Annotated in this window: 16 protein-coding genes; 4 read left to right on the top strand and 12 right to left on the bottom strand. The window is 54.1% G+C overall.

Going from position 1 to position 16,393, the window contains the following annotated elements; genetic code table 11:
* From WFJ73_RS26560 to WFJ73_RS26505, 12 genes are all read right to left on the bottom strand, one after another.
* Positions 1 to 930: an aldo/keto reductase gene (locus tag WFJ73_RS26560; protein WP_336775960.1), complete on the bottom strand. Its 930-nt coding sequence runs from the start codon at positions 928 to 930 to the stop codon at positions 1 to 3.
* 115 nt (positions 931 to 1,045) lie between these two features.
* A complete protein-coding gene (locus WFJ73_RS26555) occupies positions 1,046 to 1,894 on the bottom strand; it encodes an SDR family oxidoreductase (RefSeq protein ID WP_336775959.1) in 849 nt (282 codons plus the stop codon).
* 2 nt (positions 1,895 to 1,896) lie between these two features.
* Entirely contained in the window at positions 1,897 to 2,970 is a 1,074-nt protein-coding gene (uxuA, locus tag WFJ73_RS26550; protein ID WP_336775958.1) for a mannonate dehydratase, read from the bottom strand.
* 89 nt (positions 2,971 to 3,059) lie between these two features.
* Complete coding sequence (locus tag WFJ73_RS26545) at positions 3,060 to 3,761, bottom strand: GntR family transcriptional regulator (protein ID WP_336775957.1); 702 nt, start codon at positions 3,759 to 3,761, stop codon at positions 3,060 to 3,062.
* 493 nt (positions 3,762 to 4,254) lie between these two features.
* Positions 4,255 to 4,515: a hypothetical protein gene (locus tag WFJ73_RS26540; RefSeq protein WP_012772333.1), complete on the bottom strand. Its 261-nt coding sequence runs from the start codon at positions 4,513 to 4,515 to the stop codon at positions 4,255 to 4,257.
* Between the two features lie 226 nt (positions 4,516 to 4,741).
* Positions 4,742 to 5,233 carry a hypothetical protein gene (locus WFJ73_RS26535; RefSeq protein WP_248758260.1) on the bottom strand — a complete coding sequence of 164 codons (492 nt, stop codon included), beginning with the start codon at positions 5,231 to 5,233 and terminating at the stop codon, positions 4,742 to 4,744.
* Between the two features lie 220 nt (positions 5,234 to 5,453).
* Positions 5,454 to 6,182 (bottom strand): polysaccharide deacetylase family protein, encoded by a 729-nt coding sequence (locus WFJ73_RS26530; RefSeq protein ID WP_336775956.1) that lies wholly within the window; start codon positions 6,180 to 6,182, stop codon positions 5,454 to 5,456.
* A gap of 66 nt (positions 6,183 to 6,248) precedes the next feature.
* Positions 6,249 to 7,196, bottom strand: a complete 948-nt coding sequence (rbsK, locus tag WFJ73_RS26525) for a ribokinase (RefSeq protein ID WP_336775955.1) — start codon at positions 7,194 to 7,196, stop codon at positions 6,249 to 6,251.
* 63 nt (positions 7,197 to 7,259) lie between these two features.
* Positions 7,260 to 7,991, bottom strand: a complete 732-nt coding sequence (locus tag WFJ73_RS26520; protein ID WP_336775954.1) for an HAD family hydrolase — start codon at positions 7,989 to 7,991, stop codon at positions 7,260 to 7,262.
* 91 nt (positions 7,992 to 8,082) lie between these two features.
* Positions 8,083 to 9,867 (bottom strand): AAA family ATPase, encoded by a 1,785-nt coding sequence (locus WFJ73_RS26515; RefSeq protein WP_336775953.1) that lies wholly within the window; start codon positions 9,865 to 9,867, stop codon positions 8,083 to 8,085.
* A 112-nt stretch (positions 9,868 to 9,979) separates the two neighbouring features.
* A complete protein-coding gene (locus WFJ73_RS26510; RefSeq protein WP_336775952.1) occupies positions 9,980 to 10,462 on the bottom strand; it encodes a DUF6530 family protein in 483 nt (160 codons plus the stop codon).
* A 159-nt stretch (positions 10,463 to 10,621) separates the two neighbouring features.
* Complete coding sequence (locus tag WFJ73_RS26505) at positions 10,622 to 11,008, bottom strand: winged helix-turn-helix transcriptional regulator (RefSeq protein WP_336775951.1); 387 nt, start codon at positions 11,006 to 11,008, stop codon at positions 10,622 to 10,624.
* Positions 11,009 to 11,166: 158 nt separating this feature from the next.
* On the opposite strand from WFJ73_RS26505, the gene WFJ73_RS26500 reads away from it, so the two are divergent.
* The 4 genes from WFJ73_RS26500 (at position 11,167) to WFJ73_RS26485 (ending at position 16,385) form a co-directional block, all read left to right on the top strand.
* On the top strand, positions 11,167 to 12,375 hold the full coding sequence (locus WFJ73_RS26500; RefSeq protein WP_336775950.1) for an MFS transporter: 1,209 nt from the start codon (positions 11,167 to 11,169) through the stop codon (positions 12,373 to 12,375).
* Positions 12,376 to 12,492: 117 nt separating this feature from the next.
* Positions 12,493 to 13,341, top strand: a complete 849-nt coding sequence (locus WFJ73_RS26495) for an aldo/keto reductase (RefSeq protein ID WP_336775949.1) — start codon at positions 12,493 to 12,495, stop codon at positions 13,339 to 13,341.
* 179 nt (positions 13,342 to 13,520) lie between these two features.
* A complete protein-coding gene (locus tag WFJ73_RS26490; RefSeq protein WP_336775948.1) occupies positions 13,521 to 14,147 on the top strand; it encodes a TetR/AcrR family transcriptional regulator in 627 nt (208 codons plus the stop codon).
* A 33-nt stretch (positions 14,148 to 14,180) separates the two neighbouring features.
* A complete protein-coding gene (locus WFJ73_RS26485) occupies positions 14,181 to 16,385 on the top strand; it encodes an MMPL family transporter (RefSeq protein WP_336776053.1) in 2,205 nt (734 codons plus the stop codon).
* Positions 16,386 to 16,393 lie beyond the last annotated feature (8 nt).

Raw genomic sequence — 16,393 nt, 5'->3', positions numbered from 1 at the left:
CTATTCCTTCGAAAGCTTCACGTCCTGCGGATGAGGCTCGCTCGCAAGCTGCGCGGCAAGCGCATTGGATGCCACTTGCTCCGGATCCTTGCAGCCCGGAATTACAGCCGTTACGGCCGGATGCTTGAGGCACCATGCGAGCGCCCAACTGGCCATGTCCACGCCCTGCGGCACTTCCTCGCGCTGAATGCGCTCGACTTCCTTCAGTTTTTCCAATGTGCTTTCCGCATCATGACGATGGCGCACATCCGTGCTGCTGAACACGGCTCCCGGCTTGTACTTGCCGCTGAGGTATCCGCTCGCTAGCGGTACGCGCGCAAGCACGCCGAGGTCCTGCCGCTGACAGGACGGGAAGACCTGCTCCTCCGGCACGCGGTCCAGACGGTTGTACACGACTTGGATCGCACGGGAGCCTACTTTTGTCGAAGCTTCCGTTTGATGAATGTTGGCGTTGCTGCCGATCGAAGTGCCAAGGAAACGGATTTTGCCCGCCTGCACCTGCTTGTCCAGCGCCGTCCACAAGTCATCGTTATCAAATACTTGGTCAGGTCCGGAATGGAACTGATAAAGATCAATGTAGTCAACTTTTAATGCCTTTAAAGATGCATCCAGCTGCTTGATTACACCTGCCGGATCAAAAGAATCCGTACGCGTGAACCGCTCATGGAAGTGATGGCCGAATTTCGTTGCGATAATCCAGTCCTCGCGATTGCGGCGGCTGATATAATCGCCAATAAGCGATTCAGACAGATGATCGCCGTAGCATTCCGCGGTATCAATCAGATTGATGCCAAGCTCATGCCCTTTGTCGAGAATCGCATCCGCCTCGTCTTGCGTATACTCGCGGCCCCATTCTCCTCCGAACTGCCACGTTCCGATCCCAATGACCGATACGTTAAGATCCGTACTTCCGAGTCTCCGGTATTTCACAATCGCCACTCCTTCCGATTTTCACGAACTAAACTGCATCCTTATACTACCATATTAGGTTTGCAAGTTTCGAGTTACGGAAGGCTCAACTCAGCGGTTCTCTTCTCGCCTAGTCCTATACGCCGGAGTAAGCCATAAAGCCGCCGTCGACCGGAACGGTAATACCGGTTACGAAGCCGGATACGCTGTCATCCGCCAGCCATACGAGAGTCCCCAGCAGATCCTCCGGTTTGCCGAAGCGGCGCATCGGCGTGTGGGTAATGATTTTGTTCGAACGCTCGGTCAAGGAGCCGTCTTCGTTCGTAAGAAGCTTACGGTTCTGCTCGGTCAGGAAAAAGCCCGGCGCAATCGCATTTACGCGAATGCCGACATCCGCCATATGAACGGCCAGCCATTGCGTGAAGTTGTTGATCGCAGCCTTGGCCGCGCTATACACAGGCACCTTCGTCATCGGACTCGGAGCGCTCATCGAAGACATATTAATGACCGTTGCCCCCGGTTTGTTGATCATTTGCTGCGCGAATACTTGCGTCGGAATAAGAGTGCCGAGAAGGTTCAGGTCGAACACGAAGCTAAAGCCTTCTTTTTTCAGATCAAAAAAGCTCGTCACGTCAGGGTTCGCCAGATCGTCCGGGTGGAAGGTCTCTTTCGTCGTGATGCCGTCCGGATGGTTGCCGCCGGCACCGTTGATCAAAATATCGCAGCTGCCAAGCTGCTCCAGCACAACCGCGCTAGCTTCCTTCACGCTCTCCGCATCCACCACATTGCACGCAACCGCGATAGCCACGCCGCCTGCTTCGCGGATTTCACGCGCCACGGCCTCACCTTTTTCCGCCGTGCGGTTCAGAATCGCCACCTTTACGCCCTGACGTCCCAGCTCTCTCGCCATCTCTGCGCACAGCACGCCGCTTCCTCCGGTAATAACGGCAACCTTGCCTGCTAAATTCTCATGATTCGGTACCATTTTTATGCATTCCCCTTTCGAATTCGCTCAAGTCCGTCCCAAACGCCCCACAGATACATGATGCCAAGCGCGCGGTCATACAGACCGTACCCCGGACGGCATTCCTCATCCCAAATATGGCGGCCGTGGTCAGGACGCGCATATCCCGTAAACCCGCTCTCGTGGTACGCGCGGACAACCTCCGCAATATCTACCGTGCCGTCGCTCGATTTGTGTGAAGTCTCTATGAAATCGCCATTCTCGTACACGCGTACGTTGCGGATATGGGCAAAAGGAATCCGGTCCGCGAATTCCCTTACCATCGCCGGAATATCGTTGTCCGGGTTAGCCCCAAGCGAGCCGCTGCACAGCGTCAGTCCGTTGTACGGGCTGTCTACCAGCTTCAGCAATCGTGCCAGGTTATCGCGGCTGGTCACGATCCGCGGCAGGCCGAATACCGAGTATGGAGGGTCGTCCGGATGGATGGCCATCTTGATGTCATGCTTTTCGCAGACCGGGATGATCTGCTCAAGGAAATATTTCAGGTTATTAAATAGATTCTCTTCCGTCACGTCCTTGTATGCTTCGAACAGTGGAGCAAGACGTTTCAGGCGCTCCGGCTCCCAGCCCGGCATCGAGTAAGAGGAATTGCCCGCGATGTTGGCTACCAGCTCTTCCGCGCTCATGCTTTGGATTTTGGCTTTGTCGAAGAACAGCGCGGTTGAGCCGTCTTCCATCTCTTTGAACAGATCTGTACGCATCCAGTCGAAGATCGGCATGAAGTTATAGCAGATGACTTTTACGCCTACCGTTGCCAGCTTTTCGATCGTTCGCTTGTAGTTCTCGATGTAACGGTCGCGCGAAGGCAGGCCCAGCTTGATATCGTCGTGCACGTTTACGCTTTCTACCACTTCCAGATGGAAGCCATGCTCGTCGGCCAGACGCTTGTATTCCATGATTTTGTCCATCGGCCATTCTTCGCCCGCCGGAACGTCATGCAGCGCCCAGACGAGGCCCTCTACCCCCGGAATTTGCTTGATCTGCTTCAGGCTTACCGAATCATTGCCTTCCCCGTACCAACGAAAAGTCATTCTCATGATAGTTGTCCTCTCCCAAGGAAATTTGAATGTGATCTATGAGAAAACCTCTATCGAGGCCTCTCGAAGATGAGCAACCGCGTTTATGTCTATGTGGTAAAATAATCCGGATTCGCTTCTCGCAGCTGCGGAAGCTCCTGGTCCAGCTTGCGGATATGCTGCTCCAGCCGCGCCGCGGCAAGCTGCTCGTCCCCGCCTCGTATCGCCTCGAATAGCTGGCGGTGTTCTTCTATGACGCGGTTCATATGGCCGAACTGGTCAATAGCCAGGTAACGGGCGCGGTTAAGATGCGCACGCATGTAATAAATCATCTGCATCAGCGTTTCGTTGCCGGCAATCTCCAGGACCGAGCGGTGAAAAGCCTCGTCGAGCTGCATGAACAGCGCAATGTCTTTCGCTTCGGCTGCGGCACGCTGCTGCTCCAACAGTGCTTCGAATGCAGCGCTTTCAGCAGAGCGGTCACGCTCGCCCCATTTGGCAGCTGCCAGACGGAACGCGCCAAGCTCAAGCTGCTCGCGGATAAAACGGGCCTCGCTCACCTTGCGCGCCGAGATAAGGGCGATTCTCGTGCCCCGCTGCGGGAGCACCTCCAGCAGCTGTTCGCTGACAAGCAGCCGGATGGCTTCCCTTATCGGGGTCCGGCTCACTTTCATCGTCTCGGCCAGCTCATTCTCGTAAATCATCGTACCCGGCGGCAGTTTGAACGAAACGATACTCTCTCGGATCGTCTCATAGATCTGATCGCCTAGCGTTTTGCGCTGCTGCGGCTGCAGTGAAGAAATGAAGCTCATCTGCGTTCCTCCTTCCACGTTTGTCTCTAATCTCTACTTTACTTGTATTCTTGTATACAAGTAAAGTCCTAATTTTTATTAAAAGGGGATGGATGTCGCTCACGGAGGGATTTGATTACGTTTTTTTATGCCAGCTCTAACAGCGCCGAGCTTAAGGCCCATAAGGGACCTTAAGCTGGTGAAAGTAGCAAGTAGTTAGGCAGTTAAGGTCTCCTATGGACCTTAACGCATCAAAAGTAGCGGGATTAGTGAGCAGACTGGGCGGCTTCGAGGTAGTTAAGGTCCCTTAGGACCCTTAAGCCAGTGAAAGTAGCAACTAGTTAGGAGGTTAAGGTCCCTTAGGGACCTTAACGCCTCCATGGCGGCAGGTTGATACGCCCCGTCGGCCGACGCTCGCTCTCATCGTTGCACATCCGCTTCCCGCAAATACAAAAAGCCCTAACGATGCCATACATCGTTAAGGCTTGTCCATCATACCCACATTCCCTATCGCCTAGCTGAACTCCGTCAGGATCAGGATCAGCGTCAGCGCCGATATGCAAATAATGCCGCCGATAGCCGAGAACAGCATGCTGGCCGTTCTTCCCCGCCTCGCGTCTTCGTAGCTTTGTATAAACAGGACAACGCCCAGCAAAATAACAACCAGGCTTGTCGATAACCGGCTCGGGATCATTCCCGTCACGCCTAGAACAATTAGTACCAGATAGGCCACAGTGGCCGCGTATTTCGTACTTCGCCATCGTTTCAGTCTCATCCCGCACTCAGATCCCCTTTTGCCTGGATTCCACATCGCCAGCTTGTACTAATGATTATACAGGATATGGAAGGGTTCGGCGACAAAAAAAGGACCAGCGGGCGGTCCGAACTAGACGTTTATTTTAAGCATCTGCTGCCCCGGCAGGCCTCTGCCATGGGGTCTCTTCGCAGCCTGCTCATTCCGTCGTAGCCGAAGTACCGCTGATCCTCTGATTTACAATGCATTAGCCGTAGTAAGTAACGTTCACCGTCGAACCAATCGGCATCAGTTCCTCGGCGTAGTGGCGGATTTTGCTCTTGGCCGTCTCTGTGAAGGGGGAATGGCTGTACGCGGCCAGATGGACCGTTCCGGTACGGACATCGTACCGGTTGAAGGAGACAACAACACCGGCAAACAAATTGTTCAGCACCGCAAACACGGCCGACTGGTCCAGTCTGCCGCGCAGCGCCGTCTTCGCAAGCTCCTCGTCAGGCTTTGCGCATGATACCTGATCCGCAGCTGCTTCATTGTACGGCTTCACCGATACGCAAATATCCGGTGACATCCATTCCATCGCATAACGGTGCAGCTTGGCTGCATCCGCTTCGGACAACTGAAGCTGGTCGTCCCATGCATAGATCGTCGCCTTATGATGTCCACAGCTGCGAATGGTGACATATCGAATATGCGGAAAACGTTGTCTGACTGCCTGCTCCCACCAAAGACGAGTTCCCATCGCAATACCACCTTCTCGTGTAAATTGGCCTCCCAATACGTTGATAGCGCTTACAATATTGTATGGCTCCCCGTTCAAACTATTCCACTACTAGCAGAATGGTTCAAGCAGAGCAGAGAAGAATGAGCACACCTTTATCCGAGCCCCTCAAAAATGAGGGGCCGCGTACATAGGTAAAGGGAAAGGTTCGACATCCGTCTCCCCTTTCCCTTCTGCTTCTTTAATACGGATTTAATACACTGTCGCGGTTGTTGATCAGATCGGAGACCGTCACCATCTCGTAGCCTCTCCGCTGAAGCTCCGGCAGGATGATCTTGAGCGCTTCTACCGTCTGAACCGAACGCGGCACGTAATCGTGAAGCAGAATGATGTCCCCGTTGCGGGCATTGTTCAGCACCTTGTTCACAATCTTTTGTACGCCGGGGCTGCGCCAGTCATTCGTATCCTGATGCCAGGACCATAAGACGGTGGTGTAGCCGTTTTTCTTGGCGATTGCAAGCATCTGATCGTTATAAAAGCCGCCCGGCGGGCGGAACAATAAGGGCTTTTTGCCGGTCACCTTCTCTAAAGCCTGCTCTGTCTTCATGATCTCGTTCTGCACCGTCGTGTAGTTCTTTTTCTGCAGGAAATAGTGGTTAAACGTATGGTTCGCAACCTCATGCCCTTCCGCAATTTCCCGCTTAATCGTTTCCGGGAAGCTCTCGACGCGATTGCCCACAACGAAAAAGGTCGCCTTCGCATGATATTCCTTCAACAGGTCCAGGATCGGTTCCGTTGTCTTCGGATAAGGCCCGTCATCAAACGTTAACGCGATTCTCTTGTTCTCGCCCGGTACTTCCCAAATGATCTCGCCGCGTTTTTCATAATAGGCTCTATCCTTGGTTGCCACTGGCGCTGAAAAACCGCATAAAAGCGCCGTGACCGTTACACCCAATACGAATCGTTTCATACCTATGAAGTTACTCCTCCCTGGATGGCATCATAGGTATTATTCCGCAATTCCCCCGCCATATCCCTAACCGGCGAAATCCTTCCCTTGTTCCTTCGCAAACCTTGCTACTTCTTCTTCCGTAGGCATGCCGGTTTGCGCTCCAAACTTGGTAACCGCCAGCGCGGAAGCCATCGAGGCGTAATCCACCGCGTGGCGTAAATCCCGTCCGGATGCAAGCGCCACGGCCAGTGCCGCGTTGTAGCAGTCACCGGCTCCCGTCGTATCGACAACCGGCATTTTATAACCGTTGATCCGCACAAGCTTGCCTTCTTCATCCAAATAAGCCGAACCGCTGGCGCCCAGCGTCGTTACCACATGAGCGGCTCCAAGCTCCATCATCCGGCGTATAGCCGGCTCCAGGAAATCTACGTCCGCGCTCATCTCCGTATAGCCGCTTAGCTCCGTCCGGTTCGGCGTAAAATAGTCCACGAGCCCAAACAGCTCCTCCGGCAGCTGCTGCGCAGGGGCAGGGTTCAGCACGATCAGCTTGCCGAGCGCCTTTGCTTTGCGGGCGGCATACAGCACGGTCTCTACCGGAATCTCGAGCTGCAGCAGCACGAGATCCGCTTCCTTCAGCTTGTCCTCGCAGCGGTCGATATCCGCCGGTTCAACAAGTCCGTTAGCCCCCGGAACCACAACAATGCTGTTGTCTCCTTCCGCGACATAGATGGAGGCAATACCGGACGCCGTTCCTTCTACCCGCTTCACGCCGGCAATATCCACGCCGTCCTTCTGAAGGCTGCCGAGCAGTTCCTCGCCAAAGGCATCGTCGCCTACCGCGCCGATCATCACCGTATCGGCGCCAAGGCGCGCTCCGGCTACTGCCTGATTAGCCCCTTTGCCGCCAGGAATAAAGCGGACGCGCTGGCCGGTTATCGTCTCTCCTACCTGCGGGTACGCGCTCGTCTCCACCACGATATCCATATTCAAGCTGCCGATAACGACAAGCTTTGGTCGACGTTGATTCATCATTGGTTCCTTCCTTCTTCTGTAATTGCGGCATAAACCACAGCATTCTAACCCGGGTCTTCTTTGCTATAACAGCAGCTTGGCCAATTGCTCATAGTTTACTGCCGTATGATTCGGCGTATGCTCGCCCGATTCCGGGCTTGCCTCCCGATGGTTGAACCAGATCACCGACCAGCCCGCCTCGAGTGCTCCAATGACGTCATTGCGCCAGGAATCGCCGATATAAACGCTGTTCTCCGGACTAGTCCCGGTTGCTTCGTTCACATGATTAAATACGCGTATATCCGGCTTGTCCCAGCCAATCCTGCCGGAGACGAACTGCCGTTCCGGAGGAATGAGATGATCAAGCTCCATCGCCCGGATTTTCCGGAGCTGATGATTCTCGGCGCCATTCGTCAGCAGACCAACGACATAACCGGCTTTAACCAGCTGTTCGATCAGCTCCTTGGCACCTTCGAACATCGTAATGTTGAACTGGCAGCCAATATAAGCAGCCTGCATGGCCGAAGCCTGTTCTTCGCTGAGCGTGATGCCAAACTCCGCAAGGGCCAGCTCGAACCGCCGCCGGCGCATCAGCTCCGTGCTCGAACCGTTCTCCATTGCTCCTGCCCCGCCCATCTCCAGCGACAGCATATCGCTATAGTAACGCATCCGATGATAGGCCCCTTCGTAAGGAAAGCCTTCCCGGTCGCCAACAATGGCGATAACCGCCTGACGGAAAGGGGATAAATGATCGTACAGCGTATCGTCTACGTCAAAAAAGACGCCTTTTTTCTCCATGCTTTTCTCTTGTGCCATGCTTTAAGATGACCGCTCCTCTCTTGCTATGCTTTTTATTGTACCACCGGAACGATAAAAGACCCAGCCATAACGGCCAGGCCTTCTCACTTCAGGATTCCGGTTCCCCGCGATCGGGATCGGATTCCGTTTCTTTATGATCTTCCGGCTCCGCCGCTTCCTCGATCGGTTCCGCCTCAGGCTGCACCGGCGCCTTGACCGGTGCCGGTGCAGCAGGCGTAACGGTCACTTTCACCTCGGACGGCTCCGGACGCGGCCTGCCATAGAGATCCTGATAGATCCTCTCGATTTCCTCGCCGGTAAGATCACCGTGCAGGAGCAGCTCCTCCGCAATCTTATGCACGAAGTCGGCATGATCGCGGACAAGCTTTTTGACCTGCTGCATCTGATCCTTCAGAAGTTCGTTAATCTGAGGACGCAGAGACTTCAGGGCATCCATTCGGGATCCGGCGGCCAGGAAGCTGTAAAGCTCGTCGCCCATCCCGACCATGCCCAGATAAGCGCCTGCGCTTTCCGTTGCCTGGCGCAGGTCGGAGGTTACGCCGTTCAGCTTCTTGCCGAGGAATTCTTCCTCGACGGCGCGGGCAGCGAGACAGACCTGGATATGAGCCAGTATCTCGCTGTCGCTCCGGTTATACCGCTCATGCGTCGGCTTCGTAGCCGCAAGGCCAAGCGATCCGCCGCGCCGGATAATGGTCACCTTCCATACCCGTTCATGCGGCTTGAGCAGGAATTGCGCAACCGCGTGCCCTGCTTCGTGATACGCCACATTCCTCTTCTCGTCGTCCTTCATGGAACGTAGAGGCTGCTTCAGGCCCCATTCATACGTCTCCATCGCGGCGCGGAAGTCCTCGTATCCCGCTTCCTGCGCACCCCGCTGATGCGCGATAACGACGGCTTCGTTGACGATATGCTTGATTTGGGCCGGGCTGTATCCGATTGTATCCATCGCGGCCTTCTCCGGCGTAAGCGTCGAGTCGGTTTTTATCTTCTGTAGATAGTACCCGAACACGTCAACGCGTCCGTCATAATCCGGCGAGTCTACCCATAGCTGGCGGTCGAACCGCCCAGGGCGGAGCAAAGCCTGGTCCAGCACATCCGGCAGGTTGGTTGCGGCAATGGTCAGCACGGGCGGGCGTTCCGCTTTCTTCCGCAGCAGACCAAGCTGGCGCAGGAATTTCTTAAACCTCGAGCTGTCGAGGTTCGGAGGATCCATCTGCAGGAGCAGCTCGTTCAGAAGCCCGGTGCCGCCGCCCATGCCGAACATGCCGCCCCCGCCGCCGCCGCTTTGTCTCGACATGCCAATGGCATCTACTTCGTCGATGAAAATAATGCAGGCTCCGTACATGCGCGCCAGCTTCCGGGCTTTTTTGTAGATTCGCATCACCCTCAGATTGCCGACGCCAAAAAACATGTTCTGGAAGCTTGGAGCGGAGGCATACGCAAACGGCACTTGCGCTTCGTTGGCAATGACTTGGGCCAGATAGGACTTGCCTGTTCCCGGCGGTCCGCACAGCAGCAGACCCCGTATGGCCTCGCCGCCCATCTTCTTGAAGTCCTTCACACCTTTCAGCAGGCTGACGATCCGCTTGGCGTTCTCCACGATTTCCGGGTTGCCCCGGTAATCATCCCAAGCGGCGCCCGTCTCCCCCGGCAATACCCAGTAAGTCCGCCCCCTGGACAGGAACCAGAACAAGGCGGCAAACTGAATAATCATGAACAAGATGGCGAACAGCAGCTGAAACAAATAGCTGGAAACAACAAGCGCAGCATTCCAAGCCGTTGGTCCTCCTGACCAGATAAGCGATACGATGATGACGAGGACTACTAGCCTGAGGAGGAATCTACGCCACTTGATCCACTGATAACTCCTCATGGCTTCACTTCCTTTTAAGGTATGCCTTATTCTATGAAACGGCATACCGCCCCATGACTACCATTGCGGGGAGGAAGATTAACGCCGGCTGTCAGAAGGACGAACACAAATCTTAATAGCCAAGCTCCTTCAAAATGCGGGATAACGTGCGCAGACGTTCCCCGTTCAGCTCATCGTCGTCGCTCAGCGCCTGGCTGAACAGCTTGATATCCTGATTGATTTTCTCGTTGTCGGTGCATACCTCGACGGTCATCGCATCTCCCTGCAGGCCAATGCGGTCAATGACCGGTTTCTCCGGATCGTACAGATCAGCGTACCGGTAAGAATCCTCGCGGAAATGCTGCATCGACCGGGTGATTAGGATCGCCAGATCCAGCACGCGGTGAAGCGGCAGCTCCTCGGATTGGCGCGACCATTTCTCGCCGGTGTAACGCCATACCTTCGCCGAGATTTCCACCTTTCCTCTGTCGTTCCATTGGGCAAGCCCAAGCGACAGTCCTTTGGCATCCGTATGCTCGGCGTAACGTCCATCCACCTGCTCGTAATTTTCAGAGACGATCACCGGTTTATGCTTTAACGTTGTAGGGATTTTCATGGGAAGCTCCTCCGTTTATGAAAAAAGTGATTTATACCATTAATATTTACTAAATTACTAAATTAGTGATCCAATTATACGGTATCCGTCTCGCAGGCGTCAAACGGATAACAACCCAAAAGCCCCTCCGTCAAGCTAGACGGAAGGGCTTTTCGTTCATTAATCGTCTAAATTATTAAGACCGTTATCTTCAAGCACCGCTGCTTTGCTGCCGTATTCCTTAATAATATGCCGCTCTCCCCAATTGCATAAGGAATCAAGGATCGGGCGCAGACTATCACCGTATGGCGTGAGCTCGTATTCCACCTTCGGAGGCACCTGATTGTATACAATCCGGTTCACGATTCCGTCGTCCTCCAGCTCCCTTAACTGCTGGGTCAGCATCTTTTGCGTGATGGAAGGCATAAGCCGCTTGAAGTCGCTTGTTCTTTTCTTGCCATGCGTCAGATGGCACAAAATCACGCATTTCCACTTGCCCCCGATGACTTCAAGCGTTGCTTCCACGGAGATGTTGTATTTCTTCGGCGGTGCCACTGTTGTTTCCATTGCTGCTCCTCCTGTTCCATAGGTACTTTTTAGTGCCTATATTACTTTTTAGTATCTATATTACAAAATAGTGCGTACTAGTCACATCGACTGATTGCCTCCATAATAGCACTTACCGGCCGAACAATACAACCTTACGAAACGGAGAGTGCAACGATATGGTTACCAAACAGAGCCGCTCGGCGCTGGCGCTGCTCGCGCTTGCCATCAGCTCTTTTGCCATCGGAACGACGGAGTTCATCAGTGTTGGACTCCTGCCTTTAATCTCGGAAGATCTGGACATATCCGTTACGACAGCGGGTTTATCCGTTACTTTATATGCGGTTGGCGTTACCGTAGGGGCGCCGCTGCTTACCGCCCTGACCTCCAGGGTGCCGCGCAAAACGTTGCTGCTTGCGATTATGATCATCTTTATTCTCGGCAACAGTCTCGCGGCAAGCGCGGGCAGTATCGCAATGCTGCTCATCGCCCGCGTGATTTCGGCCTTCTCGCATGGCGTGTTTATGTCGATCGGCTCAACGATCGCCGCGGACCTTGTCCCCGAAGATCGCAGGGCAAGCGCGATTGCGATGATGTTCTCGGGCCTTACGATCGCTACCGTGACCGGAGTGCCGCTTGGCACGCTGCTTGGACAGCATATGGGCTGGCGCACGGCCTTTATAGCCATTGCCGTGATTGGCGTCATTGCGCTTATTTCTAACCTGCTGCTAATCCCGAATACTCTGCGCAAGGGTAACCGGACGAAGCTGAGCGAGCCTTTCAAAGTACTGAAGAACGGCCGGCTGCTTCTCGCTTTTGCCATCACGATGCTTGGGTACGGCGGTACGTTTGTCGTCTTTACCTACCTGTCCCCGCTGCTTCACGATATCACCGGGTTTAAAGAGAGTACGATTGCGGGCATTCTGGTTCTGTACGGTGTCGCGATTGCGGTAGGCAATATCATCGGCGGCAAAGCGGCTAACAAAAAGCCTTTGTCGGCTCTGCTTGTGATGTTTATTCTGCAGGCGGTTATCCTGCTGATACTGACGTTCACGGCGCCTTACGCTGCCGCCGCATTAGTGACGATAACCTTGATGGGCCTGTTGGCCTTCATGAACGTCCCTGGTCTTCAAATGTATGTCGTTCTGCTCGGGGAACGGTATATGCCAAAATCCATTGATGTCGTCTCGGCCTTGAACATTTCGGCCTTTAATGCCGGTATCGCCATTGGCGCTTACGTCGGCGGCATTATTACCGACAAGCTTGGTTTGATTCATACCCCTTGGATTGGCGCGATTATGGTGCTTGGCGCCGTTGCTCTGACGGCATGGAGCCGCTCCCTGGAAAACAAGGATACAAAAGGCAAAGAACTGAAAGCTTCGGCTTAAGCAAGAACTTATCAGTGTAACCAAACATTAGGTCCATGCTTTCGAAGCATGAATCATCACAAATGGCCTTTATTTAAGGCCATTTGGGTGATAATTCATTTTAGGAGGATTCCCAACATGACAACAGCAAAACATTTAAACGATAAAGTCATTCTGCAAAACGGCGTAGCTATGCCTTGGCTTGGCCTTGGCGTATTCAAAGTAGAGGACGGCAGCGTCGTGATTCAATCCGTGAAAGACGCGATTAAAAACGGCTACCGCAGCATCGATACGGCGGCCATCTACGATAATGAAACCGGCGTTGGCCAAGCTGTCCGCGAATCGATGGCCGAGCATGGCATTGAAAGAGAAGATCTGTTTATCACTTCGAAGGTATGGAACGCCGATCTCGGTTACGAATCGACGCTTGCGGCTTTCGAGACAAGCCTGAACAAGCTTGGCCTGGACTATCTGGATCTGTACCTGATTCACTGGCCGGTTGAAGGCAAATACAAAGATGCATGGCGCGCTCTAGAGACGCTCTACAAGCAAGGCCGCGTGAAGGCGATTGGCGTGAGCAACTTCCACGTGCATCATCTGCAGGATTTAATGAAAGATGCCGAGATTATGCCGATGGTTGACCAAGTCGAATACCATCCGATGCTTGCCCAGAATGAGCTTCGTGCCTTCACCCGCGAGCACAACATTCAATTGGAAGCATGGTCCCCGCTGATGCAAGGCCAGTTGCTTGATCACCCGGTACTGGGCGACATCGCAGCCAAACACGGCAAGTCGGTAGCCCAAGTCATTCTGCGCTGGGATTTGCAAAACGGCGTCGTGACGATTCCGAAGTCGATCAAGGAATCCCGCATCATCGAGAACGCCCACGTGTTTGATTTCGAGCTGTCCTCCGACGATATGGCCGCAATCGACGCTCTCAACGAAGACCGCCGTGTTGGACCAGACCCGGACAACTTCGATTTCTAATCATTTGTGAACGGGTTTTGAACAAAACAAGCCAGACGAACCAAAAAAGGTTCGTCTGGCTTGTTTTTATCTTGCCAATTAATTTATCAAGCGATAAAATAATTTTCGAATCAGTTTATTTATCATGTGATAAAATAAAAGGAGGAAACCGTATTTCAAACAGAAGGAGTATTTAAACGATGGCACGCCGAAAAAAACAACCCCTTGACGAAGCAACCCGCACGATGATTATCCATACCGCGCATGACCTGTTCATGGAGCATGGCTACCGGTCGGTTACGACTCGCCAGATCGCGGAAGCCTGCGGCCTCACGCAGCCCGCCATGTACCATTATTTCGCGGATAAAGAAGCGCTCTATACCGAGGTGCTTCGAGCCGTTACGGAAGAGACGAAAATCGCGATGAACGAGCTTGTCGCAAGCGAAGGCTCGGTAAGAGAGCGACTCATCAAGCTCGTCGTTTATATTTTGAACAACATGCCCGATGATCTGAGCCAGATGGAACGGGACATCCGCCAGGAGCTCCGACCGGAAAACCGGCAGCTCATCAATCAATGGTGGCAGGAATGCTATTTGATCCCCATTGCCTCCTTGTTCGAGGAAGGACAGCAGAAAGGCCATTTAAAAGGAGCGGAGCAGCTCGGACTGGATCCCATTCCTTCAGCCTTTACGCTGCTAAGCATGGTTCAACGCAAGCCGCGCGGAGGCGCAAGCGTGCCCATACCGGCGGAAGCACGGGCCACGCGAACCGTCGATATTTTGCTGTATGGGCTTGCCTCCGATCAAGGAAGAGAAGATAAGATATAAGGTTTATGTTTATTGATAGGGAGATGAGAAATGATGAACGGATTGAAACGTATAGCGGATGCCGTGAGCGGCAAACGGGGACGATGGATCACTTTGGTGCTGTGGATTGTTATTGTAGGTCTTGCCAATGCCTTTCTGCCGTCGTCGAGCGATCATAAAGACGATGCCGCATCCAATCTTGTGAGCAGCGCCCCGTCCGTGCAGGCCGATGCCTTAAACGAGCATAACGGCATTCCGGCTATTATCGCCTGGCACAGAGACGCCGGTCTCACCGACGAGGATCTTGGCCAGATCCAGGCTTTATCCAAGAAGCTGGCGGATGAACCGCTGCCGCAGCAGACGGAGCTGCCGCCGCTTCACGAAATGCCGCTTCCAGCGTTAAAAGCAATGGTGTCGGAAGACGGTACGACCTTCCTGCAGACCGTTGTATTCGACAAGAACGCTTCCTCCGACGATCTGAAGATCAGCCTGGAGCAGCTGCAGGCCGATGCGAATGGCATTTTTCCATCCAAGCCGTTTGACGCCGCCCTGAACGAGGAAGGCCTTGTCGGCCGGATTACCGGACCCGCCGGTATCGGCGTGGACGCCACCTCGCTTTTCAAGGACGCGGACGTGTCCCTGTTGATCGCAACAACGCTGCTTGTGCTCGTTATTCTTTTATTCATTTACCGCTCGCCTATTCTAGCGCTCATCCCGCTGGTTGCGGTTGGCTTCGCTTACGGCTTGACCGGTCCGATTCTCGGCTGGATGGCAGACGAAGGCTGGATCACTTATGATTCGCAGGGTTTATCGATCATGACCGTGCTGCTCTTCGGCGCAGGAACGGACTACTGCCTCTTCCTCATTGCCCGCTTCCGCAGAGTGCTGACGGAGGAGTCCAATAAAAAACAAGCCCTGCTCAAAGCATTAGGCGATTCCGGCGGCGCCATTACGATGAGTGGCTTGACCGTAGTGATGTCGCTGCTCGCGCTGCTGCTGGCGGAATACGGCGCGATTCACCGGTTCGCGGTGCCGTTCAGCTTGTCCATCCTCATTATGATGGTCGCAAGCCTGACGCTTGTACCGGCATTGCTTGCCATTCTCGGCCGCGTTTCCTTCTACCCGTTTGTACCGCGTACGCCGGAAATGCAGGCTGCCCGCGCCGCGCGCAAAAACAAGCCGCTGCCCGCGCCGAAGACCAAAACAAGCTTTGGCATCCGGCTGGGCGAAGCTATTGTGAAACGTCCGAAGACAATCGCGATTTCCACATTGATCGTGCTTGGCATAACGGCAGCTTTTTCGACTCAAATCAAATTTACGTACGACACGCTGTCCTCCTTCCCGAAGGATATGCCTTCCCGCGAAGGCTTCGATTTAATCGGCGACCACTTCTCCAAAGGAAGTCTGGCGAAGGTACAGGTGCTCGTGAAGACCAACGGCAAGGACCTTCCGCTTGATCAAAAGCTTGGGGAGCTGGCGAATATCAGCAGCGTTTCCGAGCCTGCGGCGAATACGAAGGATTCGAGCATCGTCTCCTACAACGTTGAGCTGGCGATGAACCCGTATTCGATTGAAGCGCTCGATATGATACCGGTGATCCGCTCTGCCGCGGAACAATCGCTATCGGACGCCGGCATTACGGATGCCGCGGATAAAGTATGGATTGCGGGCGCGACTGCCGAGCAGTACGATACCCGTCATGAAACAACGAATGATGCGTATCGAATCATTCCCGTTATTATCGGGATGATCGCCTTGCTCCTGCTGCTCTACCTTCGTTCGTTCGTGGCGATGCTGTACTTGATGGGCACCGTGCTTCTCTCCTACTTCAGCGCCTTGGGCATAGGCTGGCTTGTCGTCCATTACCTGTTTGGCGCCGAAGCGATTCAAGGACTGATTCCGCTGTACGCCTTTGTCTTCCTGGTCGCGCTGGGCGAGGACTACAACATCTTTATGGTGTCGAGCATTTGGAAAAAGAGCAAAACGATGCCGCTTAACCGCGCTATCGTAGAAGGCGTTGCACAGACCGGCGGCGTTATTACTTCCGCGGGCATCATTCTGGCGGGTACCTTCGCCGTGCTCGCGACGCTGCCGATTCAGGTTCTGGTGCAGTTCGGCACGGTGACCGCCATCGGCGTTCTGCTCGATACGTTTATCGTACGCTCCTTCCTCGTACCGGCGCTGACGGTATGGATCGGCAAATGGGTATTCTGGCCGTCGAAGCAAAGAGCCGCTTCCGCCAAGGAATTGGAGTTGTAACCCTGGGC

Source organism: Paenibacillus sp. MMO-58, assembly GCF_037146255.1.
Taxonomy (GTDB): Bacteria; Bacillota; Bacilli; order Paenibacillales; family Paenibacillaceae; genus Pristimantibacillus.
The sequence above is the reverse complement of the archived record's forward strand: the minus strand, read 5'-3'. Positions and strand labels throughout refer to the sequence as shown.